General features: G+C 43.0%; 20 protein-coding genes. 10 read left to right on the plus strand and 10 right to left on the minus strand.

Annotated features, from left to right (window positions below; translation table 11 throughout):
- The first annotated feature begins 690 nt into the window (after positions 1 to 690).
- Positions 691 to 1368, plus strand: a complete 678-nt coding sequence (locus BJP37_RS13425) for a hypothetical protein (RefSeq protein ID WP_075899439.1) — start codon at positions 691 to 693, stop codon at positions 1366 to 1368.
- 256 nt (positions 1369 to 1624) lie between these two features.
- Complete coding sequence (locus tag BJP37_RS13430; protein WP_075899441.1) at positions 1625 to 2542, plus strand: hypothetical protein; 918 nt, start codon at positions 1625 to 1627, stop codon at positions 2540 to 2542.
- Between the two features lie 317 nt (positions 2543 to 2859).
- On the opposite strand, the gene BJP37_RS13435 is transcribed toward BJP37_RS13430, so the two are convergent.
- On the minus strand, positions 2860 to 3072 hold the full coding sequence (locus BJP37_RS13435; protein ID WP_075899443.1) for a DUF2281 domain-containing protein: 213 nt from the start codon (positions 3070 to 3072) through the stop codon (positions 2860 to 2862).
- A 448-nt stretch (positions 3073 to 3520) separates the two neighbouring features.
- On the opposite strand from BJP37_RS13435, the gene BJP37_RS13440 reads away from it, so the two are divergent.
- Both BJP37_RS13440 and BJP37_RS13445 read left to right on the plus strand, forming a co-directional pair.
- Positions 3521 to 4060: a TRAP transporter small permease subunit gene (locus BJP37_RS13440; protein ID WP_075906062.1), complete on the plus strand. Its 540-nt coding sequence runs from the start codon at positions 3521 to 3523 to the stop codon at positions 4058 to 4060.
- A 4-nt stretch (positions 4061 to 4064) separates the two neighbouring features.
- On the plus strand, positions 4065 to 5396 hold the full coding sequence (locus BJP37_RS13445; RefSeq protein WP_075899445.1) for a TRAP transporter large permease: 1332 nt from the start codon (positions 4065 to 4067) through the stop codon (positions 5394 to 5396).
- On the opposite strand, the gene BJP37_RS39130 is transcribed toward BJP37_RS13445, so the two are convergent.
- Complete coding sequence (locus tag BJP37_RS39130; RefSeq protein WP_158069567.1) at positions 5368 to 5544, minus strand: hypothetical protein; 177 nt, start codon at positions 5542 to 5544, stop codon at positions 5368 to 5370. The two genes, BJP37_RS13445 and BJP37_RS39130, sit on opposite strands and share 29 nt — an antisense overlap.
- A gap of 108 nt (positions 5545 to 5652) precedes the next feature.
- Here BJP37_RS39130 and BJP37_RS13450 point away from each other — a divergent pair, with 108 nt between their 5' ends.
- A complete protein-coding gene (locus BJP37_RS13450) occupies positions 5653 to 6480 on the plus strand; it encodes an ABC transporter permease (protein ID WP_075899447.1) in 828 nt (275 codons plus the stop codon).
- Between the two features lie 22 nt (positions 6481 to 6502).
- On the opposite strand, the gene BJP37_RS13455 is transcribed toward BJP37_RS13450, so the two are convergent.
- The 4 genes from BJP37_RS13455 to BJP37_RS13470 all read right to left on the minus strand — a co-directional run bounded on the left by BJP37_RS13455 (position 6503) and on the right by BJP37_RS13470 (position 11276).
- Positions 6503 to 7816, minus strand: a complete 1314-nt coding sequence (locus tag BJP37_RS13455) for a hybrid sensor histidine kinase/response regulator (protein WP_075899449.1) — start codon at positions 7814 to 7816, stop codon at positions 6503 to 6505.
- Positions 7817 to 7818: 2 nt separating this feature from the next.
- Positions 7819 to 8268: a response regulator gene (locus tag BJP37_RS13460; protein ID WP_075899451.1), complete on the minus strand. Its 450-nt coding sequence runs from the start codon at positions 8266 to 8268 to the stop codon at positions 7819 to 7821.
- Between the two features lie 20 nt (positions 8269 to 8288).
- A complete protein-coding gene (locus BJP37_RS13465) occupies positions 8289 to 10394 on the minus strand; it encodes a PAS domain-containing sensor histidine kinase (protein WP_075899453.1) in 2106 nt (701 codons plus the stop codon).
- Positions 10395 to 10622: 228 nt separating this feature from the next.
- Positions 10623 to 11276, minus strand: a complete 654-nt coding sequence (locus tag BJP37_RS13470; RefSeq protein WP_075899456.1) for a DUF8692 domain-containing protein — start codon at positions 11274 to 11276, stop codon at positions 10623 to 10625.
- Positions 11277 to 11820: 544 nt separating this feature from the next.
- Between BJP37_RS13470 and argB the strand changes: the two genes are divergently transcribed.
- The 3 genes from argB (at position 11821) to BJP37_RS39135 (ending at position 14002) form a co-directional block, all read left to right on the plus strand.
- Entirely contained in the window at positions 11821 to 12714 is an 894-nt protein-coding gene (gene argB, locus BJP37_RS13475; protein WP_075899458.1) for an acetylglutamate kinase, read from the plus strand.
- 470 nt (positions 12715 to 13184) lie between these two features.
- On the plus strand, positions 13185 to 13700 hold the full coding sequence (locus BJP37_RS13480; protein WP_075899460.1) for a hypothetical protein: 516 nt from the start codon (positions 13185 to 13187) through the stop codon (positions 13698 to 13700).
- Between the two features lie 158 nt (positions 13701 to 13858).
- On the plus strand, positions 13859 to 14002 hold the full coding sequence (locus BJP37_RS39135; protein WP_158069568.1) for a hypothetical protein: 144 nt from the start codon (positions 13859 to 13861) through the stop codon (positions 14000 to 14002).
- Here the strand turns inward: BJP37_RS39135 and BJP37_RS13485 are convergent, their stop codons facing one another.
- A complete protein-coding gene (locus BJP37_RS13485; protein WP_075899462.1) occupies positions 14003 to 14326 on the minus strand; it encodes a PepSY-associated TM helix domain-containing protein in 324 nt (107 codons plus the stop codon).
- Between the two features lie 344 nt (positions 14327 to 14670).
- On the opposite strand from BJP37_RS13485, the gene BJP37_RS13490 reads away from it, so the two are divergent.
- Positions 14671 to 15504 (plus strand): DUF3153 domain-containing protein, encoded by an 834-nt coding sequence (locus BJP37_RS13490; protein WP_075906063.1) that lies wholly within the window; start codon positions 14671 to 14673, stop codon positions 15502 to 15504.
- Between the two features lie 119 nt (positions 15505 to 15623).
- The gene (locus tag BJP37_RS13495) at positions 15624 to 17381 is read left to right on the plus strand and encodes a protein kinase domain-containing protein (protein ID WP_075899464.1); all 1758 of its coding nucleotides are present in this window, start codon (positions 15624 to 15626) and stop codon (positions 17379 to 17381) included.
- Here the strand turns inward: BJP37_RS13495 and BJP37_RS36455 are convergent.
- The 3 genes from BJP37_RS36455 to BJP37_RS41015 form a co-directional block, all read right to left on the minus strand.
- Positions 17305 to 17523: a hypothetical protein gene (locus BJP37_RS36455; RefSeq protein ID WP_143727600.1), complete on the minus strand. Its 219-nt coding sequence runs from the start codon at positions 17521 to 17523 to the stop codon at positions 17305 to 17307. The two genes, BJP37_RS13495 and BJP37_RS36455, sit on opposite strands and share 77 nt — an antisense overlap.
- Before the next feature lie 193 nt (positions 17524 to 17716).
- Complete coding sequence (gene secA, locus BJP37_RS13500; protein ID WP_075899466.1) at positions 17717 to 20533, minus strand: preprotein translocase subunit SecA; 2817 nt, start codon at positions 20531 to 20533, stop codon at positions 17717 to 17719.
- Between the two features lie 347 nt (positions 20534 to 20880).
- Positions 20881 to 21954, minus strand: coding sequence for a hypothetical protein (locus tag BJP37_RS41015; RefSeq protein ID WP_198954034.1), 1074 nt, complete (start codon positions 21952 to 21954; stop codon positions 20881 to 20883).
- Positions 21955 to 22183: the final 229 nt, after the last annotated feature.

A 22183-nucleotide genomic window follows, 5' to 3' on the forward strand; every position in this document is an offset into this window, starting at 1 on the left:
AATCCTGATATTGACCTCAATCCAGAGACAGAGGAAAAAGACAAAGACCCTAAAACAGTAGCGCAACAGTTACCGCCAGACTCGAAATAATCAATTTACATGATTTTTAAGGCAAGTAACTGGGGTTACCGGAACTTAAAGATTTTTCCAAATTCTGATCGAATGAAAATGAGGTAAATGGGTGGTGCGATGCGATCGCTATCAAGATAGAGTCCGAGCAAACAGCTGCCTGTACATCGACCCTCGGAATATAACCGACATCACCTATCCACAAAACCCCTAGCATATAAGTAGTCGGACAAAAGTAAAATTAACTGTTGAAATAGGGAACAGGGAACAGGGAACAGGGAACAGAGGAATTTTTGGCAACTTTACACAAGTTAATACCGCGAGGTTTATTTGGTCCAGCTACTTAAGGCCTGGCAATTAGCTCTGTGGATATTTGTACTGGGGGTATCTCAACAGTATCTGGGGGGAGATAACCCAATATAGCTACAAGGTACCTCTATTTTAATAACCCTTATATATGAAGGGTTATGGCCATTTTAATTAACTGACTACTTATAGATTAATAGTACCCTCAGGGGTACTGTGGCGTTAAAAATTATTAGTCATGATAAAAATGTGCTGAGATAAAAACTTAGCCAAGCTCAAGAAACATGTGTTGAAAAGTACAACAAGGAGAAATACATGAACACAATGGATCTTATTTCGACCCCAGACATTGATCTTATTTCTACCCCAGAAATTGAGATTGTCTCTCTTAACCAAGTAATTCTTCCCATGTCTGAAGAAGCCGCTTATGAAAGTGGTACCATTCAAAATGGTTACGGTCGAGCATCAGGGGTTTTTGTAACGGTTCAAAGGGGTACTACTGCTAACATAGATATCGACATTGAGCTAACTACTGTTTCTGAAGAAAGCTTAAATCAGTGGCAGGAAAAAGCCTCTTCTTACTTCAGTGCTCAAGAGTGGGAATCCATCACTCAAGGTAGTCGCACAAAAGGTCGCAAAGCTGGTTTATTATCTGCTATTTTTGGTGCCAAGTTTGGTGGCCGAACAGATTACTACAGAAACTCTTCCAAGGGTTACCAAACTCAATCTCAAAGCGACCGAGAAGGATTAGCTCGCAGTCTTTACAACTTAGAAACCTCTAAATTCAATCTGAAAGGAAAACTAACCGCCGTCGGTACAAGTTTCATTCCTGTCACGGTTTCTGCTTATATTCAAGCCACTCAATTCACTTTCTCTGACAACTCAAGACTGACCGTTGTTAATACTGAAAATCCCATTGCTGCGGATCAAAATGGTTCAACTAACGGTGCTAATTCTCAACCAACTGACTTAAATCTAATTCCATTAGGTTAAATCAGTAAAAACCTGACAATTAACTATCCTAATAGTGTAGGTTAATTGCCAGTAATTAAGGCGTGTCCCCTAATATCAATCTAGTTGGTTATCAAACAGGGACACTGCCTTAATTTTTTTTAGTAGTATTAATAAATATTTTTAAAGATACTGTTTTTGATAGCAACTAATGTTTTTTTATTGCTGGAATATATTACTTAAGACAAAACAGTAAGAGGCTCTAAAAGGATTTAGCTTAAATGTAGGGGTTTCTACCATGACAAATCAACCTTGTAAAAAACAGTATATTGTAAGGTTTGTATTAGTAACACTAACTTCGCTAGTGGTTTTACCAACAACAGCTTTGAAAGCGAAGAGTTTAACTATTAATAATGTTCAGGAGGTTGAAGAAAACACTAATTTTTTGGCGCTTGATCAACAATTATACATTAAACCATTAGGTCAGACGACTACTCATTTCGATTTGAATCCTGATGGACAACTTGATGTAATTCCTGGAAATGGTGGAATACCAGAACAACTAGCAGATCTTGTTCTAGGAAAAGATTCTGAGGTTTTCGCTGGAGGAGAGTCTGTTCTTTTCACGGATTTGTTGAATAAGCCAAATAGCGGATGGCAATGGCAAACCCGGATTGAAAATATTAATCCGTTTGAGGTCAGTTTCCCTTTCGGATTTTTCTTTCCTGGTGAAAGTTCTGTTTCTGTAAGCGGTAATTTATCTTTGGCTCCTGCCGCTGGATTTGAAATTACAATTTTAAATCCAGATAATCCACCTGAAGTTGGAGATTGGATCTGGTCTGTGGAAAGTTTCTTAAACTTTCCCATCGGAATTGATACGGTGATATCTGAAAATAGTACTATATTCGTGTCGGAGCTAGATAATTTATTAGATCTAGATGATTTGGAAGTAGACACCAATCAATTTTCTTTTCCACCTCCTTTTTCATTGGCTCATGAGTGTAATGGTGGATGTTCATTTTTTGAATCTTATGATATCACAACAGCATCTTATGATATCACAACGGCATTAAACTTTAGGATATCGGTTCCTGAACCCGGTTCTGTATTAAGTCTATTGGCTTTTGGTGCTTTTGGTATAGCTTCAGCTCTAAAGGGTAAACAGAAGCAAAAACCCAATAGGGCTGGGACTAACACCAGTTTAACGAATACTTAGAGCCGTTTTCAGGTGCACTTGAGTTGATTGAAGGCGGCTAATTCGTCAGATTTTAATGACTAAATTTGGGCATTTTTCGGGAATTTTTAGTTTATTTACCTATCCCCCTATCCCGATATTCCCCTATCTCCCTATCTCCTTTTATCGTTAACTTACTAAAGTTTGAAACAGCCCTAGCTTATTTAGGGGGATTTAGGGGGATCTAAATCAGGGATTAACAAAACTGACATGCACCCTATTCACTCCTTGATTCAGCAACGCCGAAGTCAGAAGTCCCAATTCTAAATTCTAAATTCTAAATTCTAAATTCTTAATTCTCAACATAGAGGCTCGTCGAAATCATCACTCATCCATCCTTCTCCTTCCAGCAAGCCTAAAATCCGAGGAGCCTGAGATTGGCTTTGCTCAGATTCAACATACTTAAGAGCCAGAAACTCGACAAAATCAAACACCATGCGCTGTTGCTGTGCTGGTAATGCCTGCAAGCTTCTCAGAAATTCTTGAGGTAAACCTATCGTTTGGTAATTCATCGCTACCCTTGAACCAAACACTAATAGCTGCTGACTTGATAGAAGGCGTTGCTGAATAATGGAATGATTTTAAGAGTGAGGTGGAATGGGCATCTTGCGTGGAACTGGCATCTTGGTAGAACTGGCATCTTGCCAGTTTCCTCCTTATTTTCGAGCGGGCAGGATGCCCACTCTACTCATATTCATTCAAAGATTCAGCAATGCTTGATAGAACTTATCTAATCTTATCTCTTCTTGGCCACAATGTCTTGATGCAATAAGTAGTCGGACAAAAGTAAAATTAACTGTTGAAATAGGGAACAGGGAGCAGGGAGCAGGGAACAGAGGGATTTTTATAACTTTACACAACTTAATAAAGGTAGGTTTATTTTTCTCCAGCTACTTAGCCAGTGGGTAATTGCTATGATAAAATATCATTCCAATAGCTGGTAAGTGAGGAGTGTGGCTATTGCAACAACTATTACGTATTTCTAGAGTAATTGATAGCTTCAACGAGAGAATCGGTCGCTTAACCTACTGGATTTTGCCACTGATGATCCTGATTGGAGTGTGGAATGTAGTTGGTCGCTACTTGGGACGTTTTATAGGAGAAAATTTGAGTTCTAATGGGTTTATCGAAACTCAGTGGTACTTGTTTGACTTAGTATTCCTGTTGGGGGCGGCTTACACTCTCAAGCATAATGGTCATGTGCGAGTGGATGTTTTTTATAAGAGTTTGAGGCCAAAGGCTCAAGCGATCGCTAATTTAATTGGGACATTATTGTTCTTAATTCCGTTCTGCATCATGGTAATTTATTTTTCTTGGGGAGCAATTGTTAATTCCTGGACGATTCAAGAGATGTCCCCAGATCCAGGAGGGTTACCCCGTTATCCAATTAAATCCATGATTATTTTCAGCTTTGGGTTGCTGATTCTTCAAGGAATCTCAGAAGCCATCAAAAACTGGGCAATTTTTGCTGGATATTTGGCACCCCACGAGGAGGAATAAAACCATGGGTTATGACTGGTTAGGTCCAGCCATGTTTGGCGGTGCCTTAGTATTACTTTCCATCGGCTACCCGGTAGCCTTCTCCCTAGGTGGGGTGGCAATTTTGTTTGCCATCGTGGGAGTGAGTTTGGGTATCTTTGACCCGATTTTCATGACCGCTATGCCCCAGCGGATTTTCGGGATCATGGGCAACTACACTCTCCTAGCCGTGCCCTACTTTATTTTTATGGGTTCCATGCTAGAAAAATCTGGCATTGCTGAGCAGCTGTTGGAAACCATGGGAATTCTGTTTGGACGGCTGCGAGGGGGATTGGCCTTAGCGGTGGTGATTGTGGGTGCGTTGCTGGCGGCATCTACTGGAGTCGTTGCCGCAACAGTAGTGGCAATGGGACTGATTTCCCTCCCAATTATGTTGCGCTACGGTTATAACAAGGAACTAGCCACTGGGGTAATCGTAGCATCGGGGACATTAGGACAGATTATCCCCCCGAGTGTAGTCCTGGTGGTATTAGCAGATCAGTTAGGAATATCCGTAGGAGACCTGTTTATCGGTTCCGTGATTCCTGGTTTAATGATGGCTGGGGCGTTTGCCATTCATGTGATCATCGTAGCATGGCTCAAACCAGACGCAGCACCAGCCCTACCACTAGAAGTCCGAGATATCAGTGGAAAAGCGTTGGGAAAGCGGGTAATCCAATCAATGATACCGCCGTTATTGTTAATTCTGCTAGTATTGGGCAGTATATTTTTTGGCATTGCCACTCCAACAGAAGCAGGGGCTGTGGGTTGCCTCGGCGCAATGGTATTGGCTGGTGTGAATGGTCAGTTGAATTTGCCATCCCTGCGACAGAGCTCTGATGCCACCATGCGGATTACCAGCATGGTGATTTTTATATTGCTGGGTTCAACAGCATTTAGTTTAGTGTTTCGTGGCTTGAATGGCGATCGCGTCATGGAAGCGATGCTGTTAAACCTCCCCGGCGGTTACATTGGCTTCCTAGTAGTCAGTATGTTAACTATTTTCCTACTAGGCTTCTTTATTGACTTTTTTGAGATTGCCTTTATTGTAGTACCGCTGTTTGCTCCAGTCGCCCAACAGCTTAACCTTGACTTGGTCTGGTATGGGGTAATTATCGGAGCGAATCTCCAAGCCTCATTTCTGACACCACCCTTTGGCTTTGCTCTGTTTTATTTACGGGGTGTGGCTCCACCAGAGGTGAAAACCATGGAAATTTACCGAGGTGCGATTCCGTTTATCCTATTGCAACTGCTGGTGTTAGTGTTAATTATTGCCTTTCCTGGTATAGTCAGCTTCTTGCCATCTTTGAGTACTTGATTTGACAATCTAGGTTAATGGGAGTCGGGAGTCGGGAGTCGGGAGTCGGAATTGTAACAGGCATCTTGCCTGTTACAATTCCCAGTTCATGTAGGGTGGGCAGTGCAGCAGACAGATCATGAAGCTTGCAAACCGCGTTGGTAGGCACTGCCCACCCTAGGATTAATGACAATGGTGCTCATGCATAGAATCTTGTGGTCGTCGGTAGTAATATTGACTAATGTAAAGGAAAATTAACTTAATTTAAACCAATACTGTGAAATCCAATCTATCACTGCCCCATCAAAACACTATAAAAGGGTCCCAGTTACCGACTATAGTCACCGATAGCCTCACGGTTTTGTGGGGGGACTGGCTAAAGTTACGGGTGCGAGCGACCCAAGTCGTTGCTAGTGGGCTAATCTCCCCAGTGATCTACATATTGGCATTTGGTCTGGGTCTAGGGAGTACCTTAGATCGGACAATGACTCCCCCAGTTGGTGAATCCTATTTAGAATTTATTCTGCCAGGAATGGTGGCGCTGTCGTCTATGACCATTAGCTTTGCTGGCACTACCTTTTCCATTTGCGGTGATCGGCTATACACGAAAACCTTTGAGGAAACCTTGTTGATGCCAGTGCATCCCTTAGCCTTGCATGTCGGCAAAATGATGGCTGGGATTTTGCGGGGATTAATGACATCTGGCTCAGTGATTTTGGTAGCAGTGCTGTTTACTGGGAAAGTATGGAGTTTTCTCAATCCCTTATTTTTCTTGTTACTAGTGCTTAATTGTGCTGTGTTTGCCGGTTTAGGGGTGATAGTGGGATTGAATGTCAAATCCTTGGAAATGGTTGGTCTTTTCAACAACTTCTTAATTGTTCCAATGTCCTTCCTAGGTGGGACGTTTTTTGACCCAGGGACCTTACCTACAGCCCTAAAAGTGATTGTCTATCTATTGCCTCTAAGTTATACCAGCACTGGACTCCGGGCTGCTGCTTACTTACCCCTGTCTGAGTTTCCCTGGTATGCGATACCGATTCTGCTGGGGTTTGCGATCGCACTTTCTCTATTTGGTGCTCACCAATTTGCTCACCAGCAAGACTAATTAGGCATACTTACACCCTTACCTAGGTATTAGGCTTTGCTGAATAATGGGATGAGTGTAATGGCAATGTGACCGTAAAGGCTGTACCAACTCCCACTTCACTCTCTACACAAATCTCACCACCGTGGAGGTTAACACATTTTTTGACAATTGCTAATCCTAGTCCGGTACCAGAGATAGTACCAACATTACTACTGCGCTGGAAAGCCTCAAATAAGCGTTTTTGGTCTTCTGGGGGGATGCCAATTCCGGAATCTTGGATCCGGAACATAGTACTATGATCACTCATGATCAGATCAAATTGGATATCACCCCCATCCGGTGAATACTTAATCCCATTGGAGAGCAAATTAGACAGAATTTGCCGCAAAAGTTTTTCATCTAGATAAGCTTTGTCAAACCAACCCTGACTAATACAGCAGGAGGTTTCCTTGGTATTATCCATACAGTTAAAGTTAATAGTCAACCCAGGCTTAGCTGTTAGTTTAAATTCTTCCACAATTTCCTGACAGAATGCTAACAAATCCATAGGTAATGGTTTTAATTCCAATTTTCCTGCCTCAGCTTTACTGAATAGCAGTACATCACTCACTAACTTAGTCAGATGTTTAACCGTCGTTTGAATCCGTTTAAAATGACGTTGCTTTTTTTCGTCAGACCATTTATGACTATAATGTTCTAATAATTCTGCGGAAGATAGGATGGTGGCTAGTGGGGTGCGATATTCATGAGAAACGACAGAAACAATCCGAGATTTGAGGTCATTAAGTTCTTTTTCTTTATTCAACGCCTGACGAAGTTCTTCTTCCAAGCACTTCCGACTGACAATTTCCTGTTGCAGGTACTGATTTTTTTTCCTTAATTCATCGGTTTGTTCCGCAACGCGATGCTCTAATTCCTCATTGAGTCGTTGCAATTGCTCCTCACTTTGTCGAAGCTGCTTCATAGTATTGGCTCGCTCAATGGCATAGCGAATTGTGCGAATCAGCAATTCACTATCAATTTTGCCCTTGACTAAATAATCTTGTGCTCCTTTTCGTAATGCTTCTAGGGCGGTCACTCTATCATTTAGACCCGTTAACACCACAATGGGTAAATCCGGTACTACCTCGTGGGTTTTTGTTACCGTAATCAATCCCTGTTTATCCGGTAACGATAGGTCTAACAAGACTATATCAAAATGATGTTTACTGAGGGAATCAATAGCATCTTGTAACTTTTCTACCTGCACCAGTGACCACTGAATCTCTTGGGCATCAGTTAAAATGATTTGGAGAAGATCCGCATCAGCTGGGTTATCTTCTACTAGCAATATTTTTAGGGAATGGGTGTCCATATTTATTGATATGATGGCAGTCTAACAAGGTTTAACCAAAATTCTTCAATCAGCTTCACCATCGACATAAAACTTTCCAAATCAATGGGTTTACAAATGTAGCAGTTAGCTTTTAGTCTGTAAGTATTGATAATATCTTGCTGAGAGTCAGATGTGGTTAATATAATAATTGGTATTGTACTTATCTTGGGGTCTTCCTTTATTTCTTGGAGAACCTGGCGACCATCTTTTTTAGGTAAATTGAGATCCAGAACAATTAAAGCTGGACGTGGGGCTTCCTGATATTTGCCCTGCTTACGGAGGAATGCGATCGCCTTAGCACCATCATCAACCCAATGAAAGTTACTGGATAGCTTGCTATCACATAAGGCCTCTAAAATGAGTTCGGCATCACTCGACGAATCTTCTACCAGCAGAATATCAATTGGTTGAGTATTTGTCATAATGTTCATGATGCCAGTTCCTAAAATTTTTAGATAATGTTTAACTCATGATGATGCTGTGGTATTGAGAAGTAAAATGTTGTGCCTACTCCTAGCTCTGACTCTACCCAAATTTTTCCCCCATGACGCTCTACAATTTTCTTACAAACTGCTAGACCAATGCCTGTGCCGGGATACTCACGGCGGGTATGCAAGCGCTGGAAAATAGTGAAGATGCGCTCAAAGTACTCAGGCTCAATACCAATACCATTATCATGAACTGAAAAGATCCATTTCTTAGCCTTCAGTTCCGCTGAAATATGGACTCTGGGTAGCTCTTGGCTGCGAAACTTAATGGCATTACCGATCAGATTTTGCAGAAGTTGACTCAGTTGTATATCATCCCCCATAACTACAGGTAAGGAGTCATGGGTAACTATGGCATCGCTCTCGATAATCGCCACATTTAAATTGTCTAAAACCCGATTCAGTACTACCTCGCAGTCAGTAACTGCTAATTGTTTACCATGGGTTCCCACCCGAGAAAAACTTAGCAGATCCTGGATTAACTGCTGCATATTGGTAGCGCCATCTACGATGTAATGAATATACTTATCCGCTTGAGCATCCAGGTGACTCTGGTATTTTTTAGCTAAGAGTTGGGTGTAGCTACTAATGGCTCGCAGTGGTTCTTGTAAATCATGGGAAGCCACGTAGGCAAACTGTTCTAATTCACGGTTAGATCGGGATAAATCTTGATTAAGTCGTTTGAGGGACTCTTGAGCTTCCTTACGCTCTGTAATCACCTCAGTACTCATAATGATACCGCTAATTTTCCCAGCAATGTCAACCCAAGGACCGATTTCCCACTTCAGCCACTGTTGTTCACCATTAGCGCGAATAAACAAATCTTCTTCACACTCTGCTGAATAACCCTCTAAGCACCATTGGTGTATTTTCTTCCAACGCTCAGGAGTTTCTGGAAATACGTCGTAGTAGCTTTTGCCAATGATGTTGTCATCAGAGATGTTGTACTCTGAGTACCAGTGGCGACTAACAAACTGGTACCTCATCTGCTGATCGAACATGGCAATAGCTGCGGGTACATATTCCAAAAATAGGTTGAGCAGCTCTAGGTTGTTGCCTAATTCCGACTCAACCTGGCGGCGCTCTCTGATTTCAGCTTTTAAGACTTCATTAGCTGCTGCTAGTTGCTTTGTCCGTTCTGATACTCGTTTTTCTAACTCTTCATAGGCTTGGCTGAGGACATCGTCCTCTAGCTTGCGCTTCGTGATATCCTCTACCACGGACACCACTCCGATGATGGTGCCATCAGATTCAATTAAGGGAGCATTGTGCCACTGGCAAAATATACTACTGCCATCTTGTGGATGGTAGTTTTCCGTAATGCAGTTGCTACACTGAAAATTCAAACAGTCTTGCAGAACTCGCTGGAACTGCTCTACGGAAGATTGCGGCTTGATCAATTCATGGGCACGATGCCCAAAGGCTTCCATCTTCTTATAGCCAAAAATTTTCTCGGCTACATGGTTCCACTGCATCACTTCACCATCCAGGCTCCACTCAATGAAACCAAGGGGAGTTTGCTCTACCAGGAGGGACAAAGCTTGTTGAGATCTCAATAGTTCTTCTAGGGTTTGCCTACGTTCAGCAATTTCCTTTTCCAGAGCTGTGTTAGTCGCTTCCAGTGGAGCTGGACTGGAGAATGCTAAGACTTTCGGCATCACTACTACTAGTGCGATCGCGCTAGACAGAGAAAGTATGGCACTAGTGCCTTTGACTAAACCAGAGAGCCAATAATCGGGATGCCAAATTGTCCAGACTTCCAGCAAGTGACTGGTGCCACAGCACAAAACCAAGGCACTAAATAGTAATAAAATCTTCAGTAATGGCAGATCTTGGTGTTGAGACCAAACATAGATCAGCAACAGCAGAATAGAGTAATAGGATAGAGCAATTAGTAAATCCGATCCAGCATGAAGTCCAACTAATTCAGGCTTCCAGACATAGCAATGCTCGTGGAATATATAATGACCGGAGAACATCTCTTGTAAGGTTTTGAGCATATGCCGTTGGTCAATTGGGCAAGAATTTCCAGCAGCACCGATGGTAACAGCAATGGTCAGATTAACCATCTTGGTTTCGTACCAAGTAGCAGATCTCCAACTTATCCGTTGGAGTTAATTCCCTTGTGAAGTGGAACTGGGTATCGAGAAGGTAATCACCTCCCATGACAGTAAGACACACTTGGTTCTTCTATTCTTAACGTTTTGATCAGCGACTGTAAATCTGTGAAATTACGGAATTTAAAATTACCCCACAACAATTCTTTGCCCAGAGAACTTTAAATCCCAATTTGGGAATTAGACAGCTCGATTTCTCTTTCTATCCAAAGATTGCAGCATCACCTGCCAGCATACCTGGCTGAAATAGAGAGTGATGTTCATAATACCCAATAACCGAGTGGCATCTTCTAGCATGGCTCTGGTTCCTTGTCCTGACAAATGGGAGAAGTCTACCAAACCAGATATTACAAATAAAATTGCCGCAATCATCAGCAGTATATATGGTGTAGCTCGAATTATCCTCCAAAAAGCTAATCCATACAGGATGGCACCTATGCCATACATAAAATACACCGGCGCTTTGGAAATCCCTTGCTTTGCTAGTATTAAATTAATCCTGAAAACATCATCAATTAATAATATTCCAATGCCAATGGCAGAGTATAAAATAAATCGATTTATTTTTTGATTAGGCTGGATTTTGTTCAGCAATAACCAGCACCATAAACAAATGGTTACTACTACGCACCACATTAATTCAGACAAAGCTGATAACGTGCCGATGTAGGGGCGATTTATAAGAAAAGGATCATCAAAAAGTCCTACGACTATATAACCCCTGTCCTGAATCTTGACATAAATACTTAAAATTAAAAATAGTATAATAATTAAGCTGTTATACCAAAGAATATAATGATCGTGGCGCAGCTGCTTGAGAAGGATTTTCAGCATCGAGGTCAAACAGGTAAATAAGCAATTGTTTGTTGGGCTATATACTTAAGCTAACACAGGAGCTCATGGTAATCGGTCATTGCTCGGTAGTAGTGAGGAAAAATTACTGATTACTAATTACCCATTAAGGTAAATCTAAGATAAAGCCCTGCTTTAAGGTGGTAGCCTGGTTTTATTCTGTTAAATTAGTCTTGGGTTTTGCTTGTAAATCCGCAATTTTTTCTAAAAACTCTCTGATTTCAAGATCTGGGTGAGGTACCTCCTCCTAGGTTAATTGGAATAGGGAGTCGGGAGCGGTGCGACCCGTGGCGAATTTAATTCGCCTACGGAAAGCGCACCGAGGGAGTCGGGTCGAAAATTATACTTATATCACCATCTGACCATTTGACCCATCTATCTTTTAGGAGAAGAAAACAGCTATACCTCTGTTCCCCTGAAGCTTTGTCTGTTCCAATTCTTAAGAAACGAGCCATTCTATCTAGCCCTAAGCTATGAAAATGATTTACACTGCTGTGGATGTGATTATAGATTTGAGTGATTGCCTATGCTCTATACTCAAGAGTACATAAGGGAAACTGAAGCAACCCGTGTGCGGGTACTCAGTGAAGCACTACCCTACATCCAAAAGTTTGCTGGTCGCACAGTCGTGGTTAAGTATGGTGGTGCGGCCATGAAAGACAGCAATCTCAAAGACCAGGTAATCCGGGATATAGTCTTCTTAGCTTCTGTGGGTGTACGACCAGTAGTTATTCACGGTGGTGGTCCAGAAATCAATAGCTGGCTGGGGAAATTAGGGATTGAGCCACAATTTAAGAATGGTCTGCGGGTGACCGATGCTGCCACGATGGATGTAGTGGAGATGGTGCTGGTGGGTCGGGTGAATAAAGAGTTGGTCTCTGGGATTAACTACGCCGGTGGTAATGCTGTCGGGCTGTGTGGCAAAGATGGTAACTTATTCGTAGCACGCCCACAAGGTCAAGAGGGTATTGGCTTTGTTGGGGAAGTGAGCAGTGTGGATGTGGGGCTATTAGAGTCTTTGGTCAATAGTGGCTACATTCCAGTAGTGTCTAGTGTGGCGGCTGATGATACTGGCCAAGCTTACAATATCAACGCTGACACGGTTGCCGGTGCGATCGCAGCTGCTTTAGAAGCAGAAAAGCTGATCTTGCTGACTGATACCCCTGGGGTTTTGAAGGATCCTAAAGACCCATCTAGCCTGATTGCTCACCTAGATATTCAACAATCACGGGAGTTGATTGACAGTGGGGTAGTGTCTGGTGGGATGATTCCTAAGGTAAACTGCTGTGTGCGATCGCTTGCTCAAGGGGTACGTGCGGCTCATATTATTGATGGTCGCATTCCCCATGCCCTGCTCCTGGAAATCTTCACCGATGAAGGAATCGGTTCGATGATTGTGGCATCGGAATTTAGCAACTAAGGACAAATCGCAAATGGCAACTAGGAAATTGTTAATTGAGGCTCTTCCGTACTTGTTATGCTAAATAAACACTTTTGCAAAGGGAGCAGGGAGCAGGGACTGAGGCCGTTGGCCACGCTACGCGAACGGAGCAGGGAGCAGGGAGTAGTCGGAAGAGGCGGTATTCAGAAAATTTTGCTAGTTAAATAGCCTCAGAACCCCTGTAAAGTAAGCTTTATAAGCTTTTTAACTGTACATTTAGCATCAAAGGTACTGAAGAACCTTAATTGAAAATGGAAATTAATAATTAATTCTTTAATTATTAACAATTAATAGAGAGTTTATCGTAGCTATGAGGTACGAATTATTTTTTACCTCTTCTCTCTTCAGACTTCGCTATTCCCTACTCCCTGCTCCCTGCTCCCTGCTCCCTAAAAACTGTAAATTTGTACCTCACAATTTGTTGAATTGCTATAATTAAAGAATGACTAATGGCTAATGAAAAATTTTACCTTGAGTACCAGTCAGGAAAAGCCGCATTTGAACGAGGAGAATATCGTGCTTCTATAGAGCATTTGACCACAGCCAGAAATCTGGTAAATCTATCCTCTGGGCTCGGGGGAGAGGTGCAAATGTGGTTGGTGATGGCTTATGAGGCAGCTGGGCAAAAAGCGGAAGCGATCGCACTTTGCCAACAACTGACTAGCCATCCTGACCTAGATACCTCCAAACAAGGTAAAGATTTACTCTATATTCTGCAAGCTCCTCAGCTGACTAGACCAGCAGAATGGATGACCAACATTCCTGACTTAGGTGCGATCGCAGAAAGTGACGACCGGGAGAGTTATGTGTATAAGTCTTTTAGCGATCGCAAGCAGCCTAACCTAGGATTGGTACCAGAACCCCTAGATCCTGCTGAGATTAACACTAAGGATAATCAATTTGTCTGGCTAGCTGTTGGTTTGGTGAGTTTAACCCTGGGTGGATTGATTTGGTTTGGGCTTTGATATCACTAGCTAAGCTGTTCAGCATTTAGATTGGGATACCTAAATTGCTCAAAGGGAACAGGGAACAGCGGATCTGGGAACAGCGGATCTGGGAACAGCGGATCTGGGAAAAACCAATTTAAATGCGCATCAGCTTAGCAGAGACTGTTTCTTGAACTTTGCTTAAATCCAAGGGTTGGGTGGGTCGCACCGCTCCCGATTCCCGACTCCCGACTCCCGACTCCCGACTCCCGACTCCCGACTCCCTCAAACCCACTTCTAGTAAGCCCCTCACGGAATTAAAAACTGCTAGAGTCAGTTAATTAACTATCTGGGGCGGTTTTTTTATCTGTCGCTTTGCTGGAAAAAATACCTTTCTTGCTGATACTTTTCCAATACATTACTATACCTGTAATTAACATAAAAATTAATCCTAAACCATTTAAAAGTACATAAATCGGCCTCAGTTGATCACCAAGATATTCTCCTTCGTGAATCGCCATTAAAAAGTGGGTTTGATCTTTAGAAAGCCCAAACCAGGCTCTCCCTAATCGATAGGCTATGCCGGTGATTGCTGTGATCATGAAAGGCAGTACGATGATTGGAGCTAAAGTACTATGCAGTTTACGTAAAGTAGGCTTATTCATAGGATTTGGGCTGGTTTATGAGATTCTATAACATGATTACAACATGCTATTGTATTGGTTTTAGGTTATATATGTAACAAATCGACCTATTGTTTAAGAGTAAGCATTCAGCTATCAGCCATCAGCTATCAGCTGATGGGCTATGGGCAAGCTACTTGATGTGCTTATCGGCTATGGGCAAGCTACGGAAACAGCTTTTGAATAAAACAGGTAAGCATTAGTTTAATCTGAGTTATCTCACAGGCTAGAAGCCTGTTCCACAAAGCTGACGGCTGACCGCTGACGGCTGAATGCTTACGTTTAAGAAATCCCTAAAGACACTAAAAAAAAAAGGAGAAGGCTTGGTGAAGTTAAATTTTGTGAGTTTAAGGCAGTTGGTTAGTGGAACTCTGAGGCATTTACGGGTTCTGGGGGTGATTGTGCTGGCATCAGTGCTACTGTCTGGTTGTGTCAACTATGATCTTGGGGTCAGGTTTGACGGTGAACACCATGGCAAGATTGTCCAGCAGATCAAGCTTGGAGAACAGCTGACAAAGTTGAGCGATGCTGAGGCGACCAAATGGCTCAGAAGTCTCGAAAGTCGGGCAAAGCAGCTTCAGGGCAAAACCCAGCGCCTCTCAGACCGAGAAATTGCGATCGCAATTCCCTTTAACAACGGTAAGGAATTAGTATCCAAGTTTGAGCAGTTTTTTAACCCAGTTGGTCACCCAGAAGATGCCCCATTAGCACCAGACAGTGATAGTAACCCAAGTTTTAACTCTAATTTACGCCTAGATCAAAACAACTTTCTTGTGGTGCAACGAAATCACTTAAGCTATGACCTGGATTTGCGCAGCCTAGGGGTAATCAACTCTGATAATGGCAAGGTTGTGGTTACTGCTGGTTCACTGTTGGATTTGCAGTTTAGCCTAGAGACCCCTTGGGGAGCAAACAGTATTGAGAAATCCCCCAATGCCATTAGTCCCAAGATTTACGATGATGGACATCAGCTAGTTTGGACACTGCAACCTGGTCAAATCAACCATATCGAAGTGGCATTTTGGCTACCCAGCTCCCTAGGTATTGGTATGATTATTATCATACTGGTGGTATTAGGTGGCTTCTACATAAAATACAAGTCTTTCCCCTGGGAAAGAACTGAAACTAATCAACCAGCAATACCATCAAATGTGATGTAGTTTAGACCAGTTAGAGTTATACCAGTTATAGAAACCAGTAATAGCTATTGGTTTCTTAACGACTAAATTTATCAACATTTAACCCTGCGGATTAAGTGTTGATAAATTTCTATCAGCTTATGAATAATTGTCTAGAATTTAAAATTCATGGCTATCAGATCATCAGGGAGTTAAAGTGCAATCAAGGGGTCGGCAGAGACACTTACCTGGCGATAAATCTCAAAACTCAACAGTATGTTGTGATTAAGCAGTTTCAGTTTATTAAAAATAACACAAACTGGTTAAATTATGACACATACGAACGTGAAATTCAAGTGCTGCGAGGATTGGAACATCCGGGTATACCCTGCTATCTAGATTCGTTCCAAACTGAAGATGGTTTTTGCCTAGTTCAGGAGTATAAAGAAGCCTCATCTCTGGCAAAACCGCGAAGTTTTAGTCCTGATGAAATTAAGGGAATCGCGATTTCTTTGCTGGAAATTTTTGTCTATCTCCAAAACCGTATTCCCTCAGTAATTCATCGGGATGTTCAACCAGCTAATATCTTGGTAGATGATGATCTCAATGTCTATCTGATTGATTTTGGTTTTGCGCGACTGGGGGATGGAGAAGTAGGGGTTAGTAGCCTGGTTAAAGGAACCTTAGGCTTTATGCCACCAGAGCAATTATTTCGGCGTCAACTCACCGAAGCATCAGATCTCTATAGTGTAGGTATCACATTAATTTGCTTATTGAGTAATACCAAAGCAGAGGATATTGATGATTTAGTTGATATCCGCTATCACGTTAATTTTCAGCATTTAATTCCGAAGGTGAGTCCCCATTGGGTGAAGTGGTTAGAAAAAATGGTGGAACCCCAACTGGAGAACCGCTATCCCAATGCTAGAGCTGCTCTAGCCGCTATACCTACTGACCCGATTTGTTTACCAAAGGTTGACTTGAGTCACAGCAGTCTGGAGTTCACCGGTACTAGCTTGGGCAAAAAACTGACTCACTCCATCTGGATCAAGAATCCTATACCTGAGACAACGTTAACTGGAAAGTGGGAAGTTGCGCCTCATCTTCACGATCCACCTCATACCCCCGATTACCATAGCTGGATTTCGTTTGAACCAGCCACCTTTGAAGGGAATGAAGTTGAGTGCAAAATCACCATTGATACTGGAAAGTTGATGGCGGATAAAACTTACCAAAGAAAGGTTTTACTGCACACAAATTCTTCCCCGAAGACTTATTCGTTAGATATTAATTTAAAAACTGCTCCTATCCCAATTACTCGGAAAAAACTCCCCTACCCTTACCTAGCCCTATTGTTACTATTTGCTGTAGCTGTTGATTGGATTATAGCCTCTAGTCTGCTGATCTACGGAACTCTAATGGGAATTAGTGCTACACCTGGTTTTAGTACCTTAGCTGGGGCAGCGGTAGGTTTGGAATTGGCAGCGTGGTTAACGACAACAGCTGGTCGGACCTCAGGAGCAATGGCAGGAGGAACGGCTGGTATTTTAGTTGGTATTGTTACTTGGGTAACGGCTTTGACTGGATTGGTAGCAACAGCAGAAGCTACAACAGTGGTTGGGGCTGTAGCTGGACTAGTGGGTGGATTGATCAGTGGAGTAGCAATCGGTATTGTGGTAGAAAAGTTTATGGATAGGGGATTGACTAGGAATTTTTCGATCTGGCTGTCACTGGTGAGTACAGCGTTTGGGAGTAGTTTGGGTCTAATTTTTATCCTGGGATTGCTTGATCCATTGGTACCAGCGGCTGTGGTAGTAACCGGTATCCCTTTAGTGGCAATGATTACTTATATTCCTTTGCAACGAGCCAGAAAGATTGCTGAGTATCGTCAGGCAGAACGGAAGTTGATTCGACCGTAAAGTTAAGTCGGGAATCGGGAATCGGGAATCGGGAATCGGGAATTGGGAATCGGGAATCGGGAATCGGGAATCGGGAATCGGGAATTGGTTGACTAGTGACAACTATAGTTAAACAAGGCAAAAGGCAAGAGGCAAAAGGCAAAAGGCACCCACCCCTAACCCCTCCCAGGAGGGGAAGGCAAGAGGCATGCATGCTAGAGGCAAAAGGTTAAGGGCAGCAGCAAACCTCCAACCTTAAACCTCCAACCTTAAACCTTAAACCTTAAACCTCTAACCTCTAACCTTCAACCTTCAACCTTCAACCTCCAACCTCTAACCTTCAACTTAAAAAGGTATCAAACTGCTTGTGGTTGCATTTGTGGCTGGAACTGGAATAGGGAGTATACCACATTGCGGCGGATATCGATCATCATTTCCAAGAACATCTCATAGCCTTCCTGCTTATACTCAATCAGGGGGTCTTTTTGGCCATAACCTCGTAATCCCACTGACTCCCTTAGGGCATCCATGGATTGTAAATGCTCTCGCCAGAGGTTATCGATTTGATTCAAGATAAAGAATCGCTCAGCTTGCCGCATTAGTCCTGGCTGGATTTGATCGACTTGAGCTTCCTTAATATCATAGGCTTTACGGACTTCTTCATGGAGGAAGGTTTTGATTTCCCCGACCGTCATATCTTCTAGATGCTGTGGTTCTAGATCTTGGAGTAAGTAGACAAATTCTTTGACCTTTCCTACCAAGCTCCCTAAATCCCACTCTTCTGGTGGTAACTCTGGGTTAACGTAGGCATCTACAATATCACTCATGGTCTTTTCGGCATACTGGATGACTTGTTCTTTTAGGTCTAGTCCTTCCAGCACTCGCCGTCTTTCTGCATAAATTGCCCGCCGTTGGTTGTTCATGACCTCGTCATACTCAAATACCTGCTTCCGGGTATCGTAGTAGAAGGTTTCCACTTTTTTCTGGGCATTTTCTAAGGAGCTGGTGAGCATTCCGGATTCGATGGGCATATCTTCCTCAACCCGGAACATATCCATCATCCTTGCTACGCGATCGCCTCCGAATATCCGGAGGAGATTGTCTTCCAAACTTAGGAAAAATCGGGTAGAACCGGGGTCACCTTGCCGTCCAGCTCGTCCTCTGAGCTGGTTATCAATACGGCGGGATTCATGACGTTCTGTGCCAATAACGTGCAAGCCACCTTTTTCTACCACATCATCATGTTCTCGGGTGGTGAATGCGTCATATTCCCCTTGAATTGCTTTATAGACTTCCCGCAGCTTTTGAATCACTGGGTCATTGGTGGGAGCATTTTCTGAAGCGATCGCTAATTTCTCTTCTGCTTCTAATTCCGGTAAACTCTGCTGTCCATACTGTTCAACTGCAAAAGTTACTGCCTCTTTTAGGATTTGTTCCGTTTCCCGGGACAATTTGGTAGGGAAAATCTGAGGGCTAACCTTCCAGCTTTTCGGTTTCTTTCCTGGAGCAAACCCAACAGCGTCCGATTTAGGCTTTGCAGTAGTTACCGCTATGGGGGAAAAGGCTTCGTCTTCCTCGGGCTGCACTATTTTGGGCATAAAATATTCCCGTAGCTTCAGCCGTGCCATGAAGTCAGCATTACCTCCCAAAATAATATCTGTTCCTCGCCCGGCCATGTTGGTGGAAATAGTCAAGGCTCCTTTCCGTCCTGCCTGAGCCACAATTTCTGATTCCCGCTCCACATTTTCGGGTTTAGCATTGAGCAGGTTATGGGGTACTCCCTTTTCGGCTAACAGACCGGACAACAACTCGGATTTTTCTACACTCGTGGTTCCCACTAGCACCGGACGTCCTTGTTCATGGAGTTCAGCACATTCTTCTGCTACTGCCCTCCACTTAGCTGGCTCGGTCTTGTAAACCACATCAGAGACGTCTCGACGTTTAGAGGGTTTGTTAGTGGGAATAATGGTAACTTGCAAGTTGTAGATTTTTTCAAATTCCGCTTCTTCTGTTTTCGCGGTACCTGTCATACCGGCGAGTTTGGGATAGAGCAAGAAGAAATTCTGATAGGTAATGGTTGCCAGGGTTTGGGTTTCATTTTGAATGTCTACCCGTTCCTTGGCTTCTATGGCTTGGTGTAGACCATCACTCCACCGGCGTCCTGCCAACACTCGGCCAGTGAACTCGTCTACAATCACTACTTCCCCATTCCGCACAATATAGTTCACATCTTTCTGAAAGAGTTCCTTAGCCTTGAGGGCATTGGAAATATAATGAGCCCAAGGGTCTTTGGGGTCGTACAAATCTTTAACCCCTAGAAGTTGCTCTGCTTCGATAAAGCCTTCATCGGTCATCAAGATGTTACGGGCTTTTTCATCAACTTCGTAGTGTCCTAGTTGTTCACCATTGTCTGGATCTTCTGGATAGAGCATGCGGGCAATTTCTGCTGCCTTAATGTACTTCTCAGTTGGTCGCTCCACTTGCCCAGAAATAATCAGTGGGGTTCGGGCCTCATCAATCAGTACTGAGTCTACTTCGTCAATGATGCAATAATTAAATGGACGTTGCACCACATCTGACATTGCTGTGGCCATGTTGTCCCGGAGATAGTCAAAGCCTAATTCACTGTTGGTGCTATAGGTAATATCACAGGCATAGTTCTTTTGCCGCTCGACCGGGGACATTCCCGATTGAATCAGCCCGACACTCAGACCTAGGAAGCGATGAACTTGTCCCATCCATTCCGCGTCCCGACGGGCTAAGTAGTCGTTAACGGTTACAATGTGAACCCCTTTACTATCGATGGCATTGAGGTAAGCTGGTAGAGTAGCCACCAGGGTTTTTCCTTCACCAGTTTTCATCTCTGCGATTTGCCCTTTGTGCAGGACAATGCCACCCATGACTTGGACATCATAGTGACGCATTCCCAGAACTCGCTTTCCTGCTTCCCGCACTACAGCAAAGGCTTCTGGCAGAATTTGATCAAGAATTTCATCACGCTCTTGACTAGTGTTGGCTTTCTCCAGCTGCTGTTTGAACTCTGCGGTTTTGCCTCTGAGTTGTTCATCCGATAGGTGCTGGATGTCTTCTTCGAGGAGGTTAACTTCTACAACATCAGGTTGGTACCGTTTGAGTTTACGTGCGTTGGGATCACCAATTAGTCTCTTAAGCATAGCAGGAGAAGGAGATGTATAGTTGTGGGATGTATAGTTGTGCGTAATGGTACACTTTTATAGATATCCTACCAAACTCCTGTGTCAAAAGATGGGGGAAGATCGGGTAATGGGCAAGGGTGAAGATATTTGTCAATAAAAATGAAAGTGTGGGAAGGGTGGGGAGGGTGGGAGGTGTGGGGAGATGGGGAGATGGGGAGATGGGGAGATTTTTATTATGGTTAATTAGCCTGACTCTAATAGATAATTGAATACTGATCCAACTATACCTTATTCTCTGGCTTGATTGTCTGGCTTGGGATACCTATCATCTCATCATCCCATCATCTCATTATCCCATCATCTCATCATCGCTTTCTTCGTCCGTTCGAGCCACTCTTCCAAGGATAAATTATAACAATTAATCGCCTGAATAGGTAAATTATCATTTTTTTTGAAAGGTATGGTGTCAGGGATTTTAATCCTTCTCGCTGGACTTTTCTAAGGTAAAAGACTATTCCTATGAAAAAATCATGCCAGCGTCTGCCCCAGTATTCTTTTTGAATTCCCCCTGGATCAAGACGTATATTGTATCGATTGTAATTATATATATTTAATGAATTGAGTTGAGTTAGACCTTCTTGAGCGGCAAACTGTTCATAAGTGATGCCATTGTTCCGAAACTGGGGATTAGTATCGGGATAAATCCATTCCGATACCATCCAATCTTGACTAGCAAACAAGAATTCTGCACAGTTTTTCGTTACTTGAGCATATTTCAGTCTAATCCCAATGGGAATTTCAGCCCAAGGACCATGTTGCCAGACGAAATCTGGGTCAAAAAATGCTTTAAATGCCAGGTCTTTGCCATTAATTCTCAGGCGAGCTACCCGACCAACCATGCCAGCTCCAGCTATTTCTACCTCAACCTTCATTCCCCCTGTAGATAGCATTTCAGGATGAATTGGAGCTGGTTGTGTAGGGAAATCCTGGGAGGGCAAATCCTGGGAAAGCATGGCCTTGGCATACAACCCTTTGGAGTTGACCTCTAATTTTTTCCTAGAAGGCTTCGCCTCTACAACAGATTTTGGAGTGTGCTGACATACTCTGGTTTTTTTTACTAAAACAACTGTCTTGTTTACCCTACCTAATCTAAGCCGCACTCTTTTTAGGTAGAGTGTGAAGCGGTGTCCTTCTGAGGAGGTACTACTGACATACTTGGCTAATTTATCTAAAAATTGTCTTAACTCTTTGATGGTAATCCCGTTAGTTACATCCAGTAGCTCGGAAGGTGGTGGATAAAAGTATAGCTTTTTTTGACCAGTTGATTTGATCACCTGTTGGCAGAGGGCATGAAATTTCCTAGGAGACATCAGTTTTTGCTGAGCCTGACGTATAATTGGTGCGACGAGCGATTCCTCCCAGTGCTGGTAATCTGCCATGGTATTATCCTTTTTCTGCCAAATTTATTATTATGTACTGTTTTAACTATCTTTTAGATCTAAACTTCACACTTCTTAACTGTTTGAGTGAGGGGTGAGGGTTGGTGGTCAGTAATCGTAAGCATTCAGCAATCAGCTGTCAGCCGTTAGCTAATCAACGGGAGGTAAGAAAACAGTAGACTTCGCGGCAGTTGTCGGGAACAGGGAACAGCGGATCTGGGAACAGTGG

Origin of the sequence: Moorena bouillonii PNG, assembly GCF_001942495.1 — a bacterium.
GTDB lineage: Bacteria > Cyanobacteriota > Cyanobacteriia > Cyanobacteriales > Coleofasciculaceae > Moorena > Moorena bouillonii.

Excerpts from the sequence above, each read along its gene's own strand:
- BJP37_RS13425 (WP_075899439.1), top strand. The coding sequence starts at position 691 with ATGAACACAATGGATCTTATTTCGACCCCAGACATTGATCTTATTTCT.
- BJP37_RS13430 (WP_075899441.1), top strand. The coding sequence starts at position 1,625 with ATGACAAATCAACCTTGTAAAAAACAGTATATTGTAAGGTTTGTATTA.
- BJP37_RS13435 (WP_075899443.1), bottom strand. The coding sequence starts at position 3,072 with ATGAATTACCAAACGATAGGTTTACCTCAAGAATTTCTGAGAAGCTTG.
- BJP37_RS13445 (WP_075899445.1), top strand. The coding sequence starts at position 4,065 with ATGGGTTATGACTGGTTAGGTCCAGCCATGTTTGGCGGTGCCTTAGTA.
- BJP37_RS13455 (WP_075899449.1), bottom strand. The coding sequence starts at position 7,816 with ATGGACACCCATTCCCTAAAAATATTGCTAGTAGAAGATAACCCAGCT.
- BJP37_RS13460 (WP_075899451.1), bottom strand. The coding sequence starts at position 8,268 with ATGAACATTATGACAAATACTCAACCAATTGATATTCTGCTGGTAGAA.
- BJP37_RS13465 (WP_075899453.1), bottom strand. The coding sequence starts at position 10,394 with ATGGTTAATCTGACCATTGCTGTTACCATCGGTGCTGCTGGAAATTCT.
- BJP37_RS13470 (WP_075899456.1), bottom strand. The coding sequence starts at position 11,276 with ATGCTGAAAATCCTTCTCAAGCAGCTGCGCCACGATCATTATATTCTT.
- argB (WP_075899458.1), top strand. The coding sequence starts at position 11,821 with ATGCTCTATACTCAAGAGTACATAAGGGAAACTGAAGCAACCCGTGTG.
- BJP37_RS13480 (WP_075899460.1), top strand. The coding sequence starts at position 13,185 with ATGGCTAATGAAAAATTTTACCTTGAGTACCAGTCAGGAAAAGCCGCA.
- BJP37_RS13485 (WP_075899462.1), bottom strand. The coding sequence starts at position 14,326 with ATGAATAAGCCTACTTTACGTAAACTGCATAGTACTTTAGCTCCAATC.
- BJP37_RS13495 (WP_075899464.1), top strand. The coding sequence starts at position 15,624 with ATGAATAATTGTCTAGAATTTAAAATTCATGGCTATCAGATCATCAGG.
- secA (WP_075899466.1), bottom strand. The coding sequence starts at position 20,533 with ATGCTTAAGAGACTAATTGGTGATCCCAACGCACGTAAACTCAAACGG.
- BJP37_RS41015 (WP_198954034.1), bottom strand. The coding sequence starts at position 21,954 with ATGGCAGATTACCAGCACTGGGAGGAATCGCTCGTCGCACCAATTATA.